A 12,580-nucleotide genomic window follows, 5' to 3' on the forward strand; every position below is an offset into this window, starting at 1 on the left:
CCCCCGATCCGCCCCCGATCCTGAGTCGATCCACCTCGATCCACCTCGATCCGACTCGATCCAGTCCGACCACGATGGGAAGCTGTTTCATCATGTCGTCCCCCACACCCTCGGCCGCGGAAGACGGCGAACGCCCCGCCGGCGGTCCCGGCGGCCCCAGTGTGCCCGGCGGCGGTCTCGTCGGGCGTTCGGCGGAACTGGCGCTCCTCGACGGGTTCTTCGGCTCCGCCGCCGCGCGGGGACGGGCGCTGATGCTGACCGGTGAGGCGGGGGTGGGGAAGTCCGCCCTGCTGGACGCGGCGGCGCGGCGGGCGCGGGACGCGGGTTTCCAGGTGCTGCGGGTGGTGGGTTCGCAGTTCGAGGTGAGTGTCAGTTTCGCCGCGCTGAACCAGGTCCTCCAGTCGCTGACGGCGGAGATCGCCGAACTGCCCCCGTGGCAGGCGGAGACACTGCGGGCGGTGCGCGGGGTGTCGGACGAGCAGCCGACCGAACTCCTCGCCGTCGCGGGCGCGGTGCAGGTCCTGCTCTCCCGGAAGGCCGCGCGCAGCGGGCTCGTGACGATCGTGATCGACGACGTGGCGTGGCTGGACCGCCCCAGCGCCATCGTGCTGGGCACCGTCGCCCGCTACACCCAGAGCGCGCCGGTGGCGCTGCTTGCGGCGTCCCGGACCGGTGACGAGTCCTTTCTGAGCAGTACCGGGATCCCGGCGCACGAGGTCAGACCGCTGGACGAGGCGGCCGCACACGAACTGGTGGCGCAGCGGTTCCCGGCGATGGCGCCCCGGGTACGGCAGCGGCTGGTCAGGGAGGCGGCCGGCAACCCGCTGGCCCTGCTGGAGCTGCCGGGCACCCTCAACGAGGCGCAGCAGCAGGAGCGCGGGCCGCTGCCGGCCGTGCTCCCGCTGCCCGAGCGGCTGAAGAAGGTCTTCGCCGTCCGGGTCGGCGCGCTGCCGGACCGCACCCGGGAGCTGCTGCTGCTCGCGGTGCTCGACGGCTCGGGCGGGCTGCACATCCTGGAACGGGCCCTGGACGGCGGCGATGTGCTGGCCGAGCTGGGCCCGGCCGAGCACGCGGGTCTGGTGCGGGTCGACTCCGCCACCGGCCGGCTGGCCTTCCGGCACCCGCTGACCCGGTCCGCGGTGATGGAGCTGTCGACGGCCGCGGAGCGGCGGCGCGGGCACCTGGCGCTGGCCCGGGAGTTCCCGGAGGGGTCCGAGCACCGGGCCCGGCACCTGGCCAACGCCGCGGTCGGCCCGGACGACGAGGTGGCCGCCCTGCTGCACGAGGTGGCCTACAGCACGCTGCGCCGCGGGGACGCCGTCGGCGCCATCACCACCCTGCTGCGCGCCTCCGACCTGAGCAGCACGGGCGCGGCCCGGGGGCGGCTGCTGGCCGAGGCGGCCTGCCTGGGCGCCAACATCACCGGTGACCTCCGCAACGTCCACGCGCTGCTGGACAACGCCCTGCTCGCGGACCCGGTGGGCAGCGGTTCGCTGGCCGCCGCGACCGCCGCCGCCAGCCGGCTCATCAACGGCGAGGGTGACGTGGACACCGCGCACCGGCTGCTCACGGGGGCGATCCGCAACCACGCCGGGACGGGCGGTGCCGACGACGACATCCTCAACGAGGCGCTGCTCACCCTGCTCATGGTGTGCTTCCACAGCGGCCGGCCGGAGCTGTGGCAGCTCTTCGACGCCGAGGTCGCCAAGGCCCAGCAGCGCTCCCCCGACCACCTGCTGTGCGTGCTGCGCGGCACCTTCGGCGATCCCGCGCACGTGCCGCCGCACCTCCTGGACCTCCTCGACGGCATGGTCGCGGACCTGCACCGGGAGACCGACCCCCGGCACATCGTCCGTACGGCGGTCGCCGCCGCCTATGTGGACCGGCTGCCCGGCTGCCGCAGCGCGCTGCGGCGGGTCGTCGACGACGGCCGGGACGGCGGCGCCATCACCATGGCCATCGAGGCGTTCTTCCTGCTCGCCAACGACGCCTACTTCAGCGGCCAGTGGGACGAGCTGCCCAAGCTCACCGAGGAGGGCCTGCGCTGGTGCACGATGTACAACTACCGTCTGACGGCGGAGCCTGGCCGGTTCCTGCGGGGGCTGCTGGCGGCCGCCCAGGGCGACACCGACACCGCCCGGAGGACCGCCGACCGCCTGGTGGCCTGGGGGAACCCGCGGGGACTCGGGCTGCTGCGGGTGTACGCCGCGCACATCCGGGCGCTGTCCGCGCTCGGCGCCGCGGACTTCGAGAGCGCCTACTGCCACCTGCGGTCGGTGGTCACCCCCGGTGAGATCCCGGCGCACCTCCCGCACGCCCTGTGGCTCTTCCTGGACTTCGCCGAGGCCGCGGCGCGCACCGGCCGGCACGCCGAGGCGGCCGCGCACGTGGCGGCGGTGCGCGCGACCGGGATCCCCGCCGTCTCGCCGCGGCTGGCGATGATGACCGACGCGGCCCAGGCCATCGCCACCCCGGACGTCATCGACCACGAGCTGTTCCAGCGGGCCGTCGGCACCCCCGACGCGGAACGCTGGCCGTTCGAGTGGGCGCGGATCCGCCTGGCGTACGGCGAACGGCTGCGCCGGGCGAAGGCGGGCGCCGAGGCCCGGGGCCATCTGGACGCCGCGCTCGGCACGTTCCGGCGGCTGGGGGCCGAGCCGTGGAGCGCGCGGGCCGCGAACGAGCTGCGGGCGAGCGGCATCCCCGTCGGCACCGCGGCCTCCGGTGCCGGCCGGCCCGCGCTGCTGACCCCGCAGGAGCTGCAGGTGGCGCAGCTGGCCGCCACGGGACTGACGAACAAGCAGATCGCCGCCCAGCTCTTCCTGTCGCCCCGCACGGTGGCCGGACACCTGAGCAAGGCCTTCCCGAAGCTGAACGTCACCTCCCGCGCGGGCCTGCGCGACGCGCTCACCGGCCTGGACCCGGAACAGGCCGTGTGGCCGGAACAGACCGCGTGACCGGAACAGACCGCGTGAACGGTCAGGAGGCCAGCGTGGGGCGGGCCCGCGCGCGGGCGGCGTCGAGCATCCGGCGCGCCTCGGTCCGGCTGGCCCGGACCCGTTGCTCGGCGTCGCCGTGCGGGGCGTCCGCGGTGGCGGCGAGCGCGAGGGCGAGTTTGGCCCGCCCCTGGCTGAGCCGGCTGCGCACGGTGCCCAGCGGGATCCCGCAGGCGAGGGCGATCAGCTCGTACGAGGCGCCCTCCGCGGTGAAGTAGCGCAGCACCAGCGGCATGCGCAGCACCGGCGAGAGTTCCTCCAGCGCCTCCCAGAGCCAGTCCCGCACCGCGCTGCGCTCCAGCCACTGTTCCGGGCCGGCGTCCTGCGACGGCGCGGCCAGCTCCTCCATGGGCAGCACGAGAGCGGAGTAACGCAGCACGGACCGGCTGCCGTTGCGCACGATCATGCGCAGCCAGGCGCCCACCGCAGCCGGGTCGCGGACGTCTCCGATCCGCAGCAGCGCCGTCAGCGCCGCGTCCTGCAGGACGTCGTCGACGTCCGCCGCCCGTCCCAGCACGCTCAGCGCGACCGCGCGCATGCCCGCCCGGTGCCGCTCCAGCAGCACCCCGAGCGCGGCGACCTCGCCCGACTGGGCGGCCCGCGTCAGCACCGCGTCCTCGACGCGCGCGCCCTCCGCGACTTCCGCGACTTCCAGAACCATGAGCTCCCCCTCCTGACCGACGCCGTTCCGCCGGGCGGCAGCGCCCCGCGGAGACGGCCCGGCCGGCAGGCCGTGACGGTCAGGCGGCACCCGGCAGCGGGCCACCGGGAAACCCCACGGGCAGATACCGGGGTGTCGAGGTCGGCGCCGGCGTGCGGGGGTCGGTGAGGTGCGGTGGCGGCTTGGTCGTGTTCATGGGAACGTCCTTGGAGTCGAGATTCCAATGTTGACATGTGGAACGTAGAAGTTCTCTCGACAACATGTCAAGGTTGGAATGTGAGAGGCGACCTGTCAATGCTGGAATAAGAGAGTTAGAGTGGCGGGCATGAGCCTTCGTCACGCCCTCTTGGGTCTGCTTGTCTTCCGCCCCGGTAGTGGCTACGACCTGCTGAAGATCTTCGACACCTCGCTCGGCCACGTCTGGCCGGCCAGGCAGAGCCAGATCTACGGCGAGCTGACGAAGCTCGACGCCACCGGCCTGATCACGGTGACCGACGAGGGCCCCCGGGGGCGCAAGCAGTACGCGCTGACCCCCGAGGGACACGCGGAGGCGCGCCGCTGGCTGGCAGGCGGGGAGGAGCACCAGCCGCAGCGCAACCCGATGCTCCTGCAGACGTTCTTCCTGGGGCTGCTGCCCCCCGAGGAGGCCGTGGCGCGGCTCCTGCGGTACGCGGACACCGCGGCCAGGGAGTACGACGCCCTGGTGGCGCTGCGGGACGCGGAGCCCTGGGAGCGCGACGCGATGGCCGAGTGCGGCCGGCTCGTCCTGGAGTACGGCCTGCGCCAGCGTGCCCTGGAACAGGAGTGGGCCCGCTGGGCGGCCGAACGGCTGCGCGAGGGGCGGCTCACCGCGCCGGCCGCCGGGCAGCCGGACGTACCGGAACCCGCCTAGGAACGGGACGGCACGGTCGCATCCCTCAGGTCACGTCAGGTCACATCAGGTCACGGGTGCCAGCGCGGGGCCGGTGGTGCCGAGCTGCTCGGTGGCGACCACCTGCGGCACCGGCCAGGTCACCCCGGGCGGCGGCCAGCTCTGCCCGGTCTCCCGGAGGAAGTCGTCCGGCGGCTGGTAGAGCGGCGGCTGGGTGCCGTCCGGAATCATCGACGCCCAGCCGACACCCTCGGTGCGGTCCTCGAACTCCTGCCGCATCGCCGCCAGTAGATCCGGCTGCTCGATCAGGTCGACGGCGGCGGCCGCCAGGTACCGGGCGGCGGAGAGCAGCGCCTGGTGGCCGCTGTTGGTGGCCGCGGTCGCGGTGACGCCCCAGTTGTGGTTGGGGATCCCGGTCGGATAGGCGGCGGACAGCAGGACGGCGGTGGGTGCCTGCCAGCTGATGTCGGCCGTGTCGGTGGACAGTCCGCCCGTGTACGACGCGGCCGGCGGCGTCAGCGGGGTCAGTTCCGTCGGCATGCCCGCCTCCGGCTTGCCCAGCGACTTCTGCACGGCCTTCGCCAGCGCCTGGTCGGCGTCGGTGAACTCCGGGGCGCCGATCCGCTGCATGTTGTCGTTGAGCAGCTCCGCGCCGGCCTTGTTGGCGAGCAGGTTCCAGGTCGCGGAGTGGAACCTGTGCACCAGCCGGGTCTGGCTGGCCTGGGCGGCGGCCTGTGCGCAGGCCACGATCTTGTCGTAGAGGACGCGGGCGCGCGCCGGGCTGCCCTCGCGGACGAAGAACCAGATGGAGCACATGTCCGGGGTCACGTTCGGGGCGCCGCCGCCGTTGATGACCGCGTAGTGGAAGCGGCCGGAGGCGGCGACGTTCTTCTCCCGCAGGTACTCCGACATCGTCGCCATCAGCAGGGCGCCGTCCAGGCCGCTCTTGTTGCCGAGCGGCGAGCCGCCGTGCCCGGAGGCGCCGAGGAACGTGAAGGTGGCCGAGACCAGGGCACTGGTGGTGTTCCAGAACGGCATGGTGACGTTGAAGGGGTGCCAGTCGAGGAAGGCGTCGAGGCCGTCGTAGACACCGGCCTTGACGGCGTACGCCTTGCCGACGAGCTGTTCCTCGCCGGCGCTGCCGAACAGTTTCACGGTCGCCTTCAGACCGTGCGCGCGGATCGCGTGCGCCGTCGCGATCGCCGCGGCGGTGCCGCCCGCACCGAGGGCGTTGTGGGCGTCGCCGTGCCCGGCGCCGTACGAGGGGCCGTAGGCGTCGTGGTTGTAGACCAGCGGGTCGTGGCTGCCCGCGCCCTTCTTCTGGGACAGGCCCGGCAGGGCGTCGTACTCGGCGTTGAAGCCGAGGACCGGGCCGCCGTCGCCGTAGGTCGCGACGAACGCGGTCGGGAAGCCGCCGGCGCCCCAGGTGATCTCGAACCCGTTGGCCTTCAGCAGGCGGGCGGTGGCGAGGGCGGACTTCCACTCGCGCAGGGACAGTTCGGCGTGCTCCCACACCTCGTCGCTCAGCCCGGTTATCGCGCCCTCGTGGGCGCCGATCCAGTCGAGCGCCGTCCGCTTCGCGTCGGTGTCCTGGGCGAGGCCCGTGGGTGCCCGGTAGTCGACGGGAGAGACCCCGGTCCGCTCGTCGTGTCCGAGGGTCGCCGCCAGCACCGGGTCCGCCTGGAGGACGGCGGCCGTGGTCGCGGTGGCACTCAGGCCGAACATCTTCAGCAGGCGTCTGCGGCCCATGGTCACGTCTGTCATGCGGTCTCTCGTTTCGCCTGGTGCGTGGGGTGAACCGCCGTGCGGCGGGCGCCGGTTCGGGGACGCCGTGGCCCGGCCGACGGCCTGCGGCCCATGGCGGACTCCGATGACGTGTGGGGGATTCCCTGCCGGTATATCAGCCGGTCCGGACCGCGCCCCGGGAGTCCCGCACGCCGCTGGCCGAAGGTGAAAGGACTCGGTGCGAAAAGGCACCCGGATGCCGGTCCCGGGTACCGGTCCCGGCCGGCTACCCCTCGTATCCCGCGTGCCCCGTCTCCCCTGCCTGTCCGTCCAGTTGCTCCAGTGCGTCGCGCAGGGCGGCGCGGGAGGTGACCCCGAGTCTGGGGAAGGCCTGGTAGAGGTGGGTCGAGACGGTGCGGGGCGAGAGGAAGAGCCGTTCCGCTATCTGCTTGTTGGACAGGCCCGCGGCCGCCAGGCCCGCGATCTCCCGCTGCTGCGGTGTCAGCGCCGGCAGGTCCCGGGCCCGCGCCGGGGAGCCGCAGGCGCGCAGCTCCGCGTCGGCCCGCTCGGCCCACGGACGGGCGCCGAGCCGCCGGAAGTTCTCGCCGGCGGCCGCGAGTTGCTCCCGCGCCCGGGCCAACGACCCGTCGCGGCGCAGCCGTTCGCCGAAGTAGAGCCGGATACGGGCCTGGTCGAAGGGCCAGCGCCCGGCGCCCTCGACGGCCAGCGCCCGCTCGAACCCGCGGACCGCCGCCGCACCGCTCCCGGCGGCCAGCGCGGCCGAGCCGAGCAGCACCATGCGCAGCCGCGGTGACACCGCGTCGAGCCCCGCCTGCCGGGCCGCCCGGACATGCCGCACGGCCTCCTCGCGGCGGCCGGTGCGCACCGCGGCCTCCACCAGGTCCAGGATCACCCACAGCGCGTGCCCCGCGAACGGCGCGAACGTCCCGGCCGGCGAGATCGTGCACACGTGCCGGTAGGCCGCCTCGAAGTCGCCCTGCGCCAGCGCGATCAGCGTCCTGGCGTGGGCCGCGTAGCAGCGGACGGCGTGGCCCCGGCGGGAGCCGGCCCACTGGTCCATCTGGTCCGCGAACCCGCGCGCCGTCCCGAGGTCGCCGCAGGCCGCGGCGGTACAGGCCAGCACGAACCTGCCGGTCCAGGACCGCAGCGGGTACTCGAGGTCCTCGCACCAGCGCAGGCCCTGGTGGGCCACCCGCCGCAGCTGAGGCCACTGGCCGGTGAACCAGGCGTGGCTGCTCCACAGGAACGAGGCCTGGATGGCCGGGAAGATGTTCTCGCCGCGCAGTCCGCCGCGGGCGGTGAGCAGCAGCGGCTCCTCGATCGCGCCGAGCCGGTCCGCGTAGGCGGCGGCCGTGGCGATCCGTACGATCCGCACCGGGTCCGGCGTGCCGGACAGCGTCCGGACGGCCGCGTCCAGCCGGGCCCAGTCGGCCGGGCGGGCCCGGGCCGGGTCGCCGAAGGTGGTCCGCATCAGCCGCACGGTGTCCGGGACCGAGGTGCACCTCGCCAGCGTCGCGTCGAAGTCCGCCCAGAGCTCGGGCCGGCCGGCGTGCACGCACACCATGAACAGGGTGCTGACCGCTTCGAGCAACGTGGCGTCGGAGAGGTCGTACGGTTCGGGCTGCAGGGCGATGGCGCCGGACAGCAGGCGGTGGGCGGTGTCGAGGTCGCCGTAGCTGTTGAGGAGGTGCAGCGCGGCGGCCACCGCGACCGCCGGGGACTCCGCGTCCGGGGCGGCCTGCCGGGCGTCGTCGAGCAGCCGGGGCACGTCGCGCACGCTGCCGGTGAGGTTCGCGCCGACGTACGCCGCCTTGGCCAGCCGCCGGGCGTATCCGGAGCCCGCCGGGCTCAGCTCGGCGGCCCGCACCAGGGCGGCGACCGCGTTCGGCCCGTCGCCGCGGTGGGCGGCGGCCTCGGCGGCCTCCTCCAGCAGCGCGGCGATCCCCTCGTCGGGTTCGACGGCGGCCTGGGCCAGATGCCAGGCCCGTTGTTCGGGCATCCCGTGCCAGGCGTCGGCGAGCGCGCGGTGCACGGTGCGCCGCTGGTCGCCGGTGGACAGCTCCACCACGGCCGAGCGGATGAGCGAGTGCCGGAAGGCCAGCCGGCCGGCCGTCTCGTCGACCCGTACGAGCCGCGCGCGTTCCGCCGGGACCAGGGACGTCAGGGCTCGCCCGCCGGCCCCCGCCCGGCGCACGGTGAGCAGGCTGCCGCTGCCCTCCAGGGCGGCCACCAGCAGCAGGTGCCGGGTGGCGGGCGGCAGGGTCCTGATGCGGGCGGCGAAGGCCGACCGGAGCCGTTCGGTCAGCGGGATGCGGGCCGGCAGGGCCTGGGACGCGATGCGCTGGGACTCGCTCAGCGCGGCCGGGAGCTCCAGCAGCGCGAGGGGGTTGCCCTCGGCCTCGGTGATCAGCCTCCGCCTGACCCCGGAGGCCATCTCCGGGAACCGGCGGCCGAGCAGTTCGCCGGCGGCGGCCTCGCCGAGCGGGCCCAGTTCGTGCGAGGCCAGCCCGCTCGGGTCGAAGAAGCTCTCCTCACCGAGCCGGGCCGCGCAGAGCAGCCCCGCGCCGGTGCCGGCGAGCCGGCGAGCCACCTGCCCCAGGACGACGGCGCCGGCCCGGTCCAGCCACTGGACGTCGTCCAGCACGAGGAGCGTGGGCCTGTCACGGGAGAGTTCCGCGACGAGCGCCACCACGGCGTCGGTGACCGCGTCGGGCCCGGGCGCCGCGCCCCGCTCGAAGCCGAGGGCCCCGGCGAGGACGCGGCTGCGCACCACCTTCGACTGGATGTCCGGCGCCGAGGTCAGCAACTGCTGCAGCGCGCCGTGACCGGCCTCCACCCGGTACTGCACCCCCGCGGCCCGCAGCACCCGCAACCCCGCGGCCTCGGCCCGGCGGACGCCCGCGGCGAGCAGCGCGCTCTTCCCGACCCCCGGGTCCCCCAGCACCACGAGCGAGGCGCTGCCCAGCCGCGGGACGGCGGCGAGGAAGCCGTCCAGCCGCTCCAGGTCGGCCTCGCGTCCGAGCAGCGGCTCTTCGCCATGGGGAAGGTGCTCGGCGGCCGCCCGGCCGTCGGTCATGCGCGGGCTCCTGACGAAGGGGTGCGGGCAGGGATGTCCCATGATGCGGGACGGGATGCCGATCGCCCCCATCGTCCGTCGTCGCCACGGTTCTCAGGAGGCGGCGGCCCGGCCGATCGTCGCCCGGATGTGCTTCATCAGCGGCTGGTCGCTCTGTTCGCTGTAGTCGCACAGGGCGATCAGCACGTTCATCTCGGGCATGTACCCGGCCGCGCAGCCGCGGGGCAGGTCGTAGGGGACGGCGAGATAGCCGTTCAGTTCACGGGTGGTGCCGTCCTTGGCGGTGCTGGTGATGTCGACCGGGTCGAACTCCCCGATGCCGCGTTCGCGCATGTCGGCCGCGTTCATGAAGACGAGGGTGCGCAGGTTCTTGATGCCCCGGTAGCGGTCGTCGTCGGAGTAGATGGTGGTGTTCCACTGGTCGTGCGAGCGCATGGTGCCGAGCGCCAGGGTGCCCGGCTCGGGTACGACGTCGGGCAGCGGCGCCGAGGAGAACTCGGCGCGCCCGGTGGGCGTACGGAAGACCAGTTCCCGCGCCGGCTGCCGGATCCGGAACCCGAGCGGCAGCCGCACCCGCCGGTTGAAGTCCTCGAAACCGTCCAGGACTTGGGCCATGGTGTCGCGGATGCGGTCGTAGTCCTCGACGTACCAGGCCCAGGGCGTACGGCTGTCGGGCAGCGCCGCGCGCGCGATGCCGGCGATGACGGCGGGCTCGGACAGCAGGTGCGGCGAGGCCGGCTTCTTCATGCCGACCGACAGGTGCACCATGCTCATCGAGTCCTCGACCGAGGTGCTCTGGATGCCGTGGCGCTGGTGGTCCTTCTCGGTACGGCCGAGGCAGGGCAGGATCAGCGCCTGCCGGCCGTGGACCAGGTGGCTGCGGTTGAGCTTGGTGCTCACCTGGACGGTGAGTGCGCAGTTGCGCAGGGCCTCGTAGGTGGCCCGGGTGTCGGGCGCGGCGAGGGCGAAGTTGCCGCCCATGCCGACGAAGACCTCGATGTCTCCGCGGAGCATCGCCCGGATGGTGCCGACGGTGTCGAGCCCGTGCTCGCGGGGCGGGTCGATCCCGCACGCCTCGGCGAGCCGGTCCAGGAACTGCGGCTCGGGCCGGTGGTCGATGCCGCAGGTGCGGTTGCCCTGCACGTTGCTGTGCCCGCGCACGGGCGAGGGACCGGCGCCCTCCCGCCCGAGGTTGCCGCGCAGCAGCAGCACGTTGACGATCTCCCGCACGGTGTCGACCCCGTGCTCGTGCTGACTGACGCCGAGGCACCAGCTGATGATGGAGCGGTCGGCGTCCCGGTAGACCCGGGCCGCGCGGAGGATGTCGGCGCGGCTGATCCCGGACTGCCGCTCGATCTCCTCCCAGGGCGTGGCCTCGCACAGCTTCCGGTACTCCTCGAAGCCGCTGGTGTACCGGTCGACGAACTCCCGGTCCAGGGCCTTGGGATCGGACGTGGCCTGGTCGAGGACGGCCTTCGCGATGCCCCGCAGCAGCGCCATGTCACCGCCGACGCGCACCTGGAGGTTCAGGGTCCCGGTGCGGGTGGAGTGCAAGGCGGCCATGTCCACGAAGTCGTGCGGGATGATCGTGCGCCGCGAGGCCGCCTCGATCAGCGGGTTGACGTGCACGATCTGGGCGCCGCGACGGTAGGCGTCGGCGAGGGCGGTGAGCATCCGGGGCGCGTTCGAGGCGGCGTTCACGCCCATGATGAAGAGGGCGTCCGTGGCGTCCCAGTCCTGGAGGTCGACGGTGCCCTTGCCGGTGCCCAGCGAGGCGGCGAGGCCCCGCCCGCTGGCCTCGTGGCACATGTTGGAGCAGTCCGGCAGGTTGTTGGTGCCGAGTTCGCGGGCCATGAGCTGGTACAGGAAGGTGGCCTCGTTGCCGAGCCGCCCGGAGGTGTAGAAGGCCGCCCGGTTCGGATCGTCCAGCCCCCGCAGCGCCCGCCCGGCCAGTGCGAACGCGTCACACCAGCTGATCGGCACGTAATGGTCCGACTCGGCGTCGTACACCATCGGCTCGGTCAGCCGCCCCTGGTCCTCAAGGGCGAAGTCGCTCCACTCGGAGAGCTCGCCGACGGAGTGGGCGGCGAAGAACTCCCGGCCGACCCGCTTGCGGGTCATCTCCCAGGTGACGTGCTTGACCCCGTTCTCGCAGAGGTCGAGCCGCAGCCCCTTCGTGTCGTCGGGCCACGCGCATCCGGGGCAGTCGAACCCCTCCCCCTCGTGGTTCATCTTCATGATCGCCCGCGGCCCCTCGAGCGCCCGCTCCCGCACCAGGAACTTGCTCACGCTCTTGGCGGCACCCCAGCCGGCGGCGGGATGGTGATACGGGTGGAAGAACGGCTCACCGTCGGCTCTGGGCCCCACCCGGGGCTCGACCTGCTCCCCCTCGCCCCGCCGCAGCCGCTTCTGCTCGTCGTGGGAGGTACTCACGGCTCTCACCCTTCACCGTCGAGAGCGCACACCGCCGGACCCGACGGCGTCCTTCCCATGCTAGGCACGCCGATCAGGGGAGGCGAGGCGAGCCGGGAGAGACGCACGACAGGCAGATATCACTCTGCGTGAAGGAAGGGCCACGCCTGCCGTGAGACGGGCCCCGGAGGGGTCAGGTGACGGTCCCGAACTCGGACTGGCCGAGGTCGAAGTAGTCCACCCACGAGGTGAACTGCCGGAAGTCCGCCGTCAGCTCGAAGACGCCGACGATCGGGAGGTCGACGTCGTGGTCGGCGTTCGTGTAGCGGTACGAGTCGACGCGTGTCGCGATGACCGTGTTCCGCCAGGAAACGGCCTTCTGGATGTTGAGGGTGGTGTACTGCAGAATCCGGATCTGCTCCGCGAGGGCCTGCTGGATCGCGTCGCGTCCCGCGATGACACCCGGCAGGGGGATGTTCTGGTAGGTGGCGTCCTCGGTGAAGAAGGCGGCCAGTTCGGCGGCGTCCAGGTTCGACCACGCGGCACAGAACCGCTGGACGAGCGCGGTTCCCTGGCCCGGTTCCAGCGTGCCGTCGGTCTCCGGGAGCGAGGGCGCCGCCGAGGCGGGAGCCCCGCCCGTCGCCAACGCCGTGGCGCCGAGGGAGACACCCCCGGCGGTCCGTAAGAGTGCTCTTCTGGTGGAGCGGATCTCCATGCGGAACTCCGTTGCTCGTGCGGCGGCTTGTGTGCCGCCTGTGTAGCAGCGGACCGCCAGGGCGCCGTGAGCGTGACGCGGGTAGCCGGCCGAAGGGGAAGAG

7 protein-coding genes are annotated in these 12,580 nt (G+C 73.5%); 2 read left to right on the forward strand and 5 right to left on the reverse strand.

The genetic code is table 11. The features are described from left to right. Positions 1-92 precede the first annotated feature (92 nt). Positions 93-2,957, forward strand: a complete 2,865-nt coding sequence (locus ACFWPQ_RS27290) for an AAA family ATPase (protein WP_384040003.1) — start codon at positions 93-95, stop codon at positions 2,955-2,957. Positions 2,958-2,979: 22 nt separating this feature from the next. Here ACFWPQ_RS27290 and ACFWPQ_RS27295 read toward each other — a convergent pair whose 3' ends face one another. Beyond that, the gene (locus ACFWPQ_RS27295) at positions 2,980-3,657 is read right to left on the reverse strand and encodes an RNA polymerase sigma factor (protein WP_384040006.1); all 678 of its coding nucleotides are present in this window, start codon (positions 3,655-3,657) and stop codon (positions 2,980-2,982) included. A 325-nt stretch (positions 3,658-3,982) separates the two neighbouring features. Between ACFWPQ_RS27295 and ACFWPQ_RS27300 the strand changes: the two genes are divergently transcribed. Then, a complete protein-coding gene (locus ACFWPQ_RS27300; protein ID WP_384040009.1) occupies positions 3,983-4,549 on the forward strand; it encodes a PadR family transcriptional regulator in 567 nt (188 codons plus the stop codon). 45 nt (positions 4,550-4,594) lie between these two features. On the opposite strand, the gene ACFWPQ_RS27305 is transcribed toward ACFWPQ_RS27300, so the two are convergent. From ACFWPQ_RS27305 to ACFWPQ_RS27320, 4 genes are all read right to left on the reverse strand, one after another. Continuing rightward, the gene (locus tag ACFWPQ_RS27305; RefSeq protein ID WP_384040011.1) at positions 4,595-6,292 is read right to left on the reverse strand and encodes an amidohydrolase; all 1,698 of its coding nucleotides are present in this window, start codon (positions 6,290-6,292) and stop codon (positions 4,595-4,597) included. Between the two features lie 247 nt (positions 6,293-6,539). Then, a complete protein-coding gene (locus ACFWPQ_RS27310) occupies positions 6,540-9,350 on the reverse strand; it encodes an ATP-binding protein (RefSeq protein ID WP_384040014.1) in 2,811 nt (936 codons plus the stop codon). Positions 9,351-9,443: 93 nt separating this feature from the next. After that, entirely contained in the window at positions 9,444-11,753 is a 2,310-nt protein-coding gene (locus ACFWPQ_RS27315; RefSeq protein WP_384040329.1) for an FdhF/YdeP family oxidoreductase, read from the reverse strand. A gap of 202 nt (positions 11,754-11,955) precedes the next feature. Then, positions 11,956-12,477: a nuclear transport factor 2 family protein gene (locus tag ACFWPQ_RS27320; protein WP_384040016.1), complete on the reverse strand. Its 522-nt coding sequence runs from the start codon at positions 12,475-12,477 to the stop codon at positions 11,956-11,958. Between the last annotated feature and the right edge of the window lie 103 nt (positions 12,478-12,580).

It is taken from the genome of Streptomyces sp. NPDC058464 (assembly GCF_042721035.1).
In the GTDB taxonomy this organism is placed as follows: domain Bacteria; phylum Actinomycetota; class Actinomycetes; order Streptomycetales; family Streptomycetaceae; genus Streptomyces.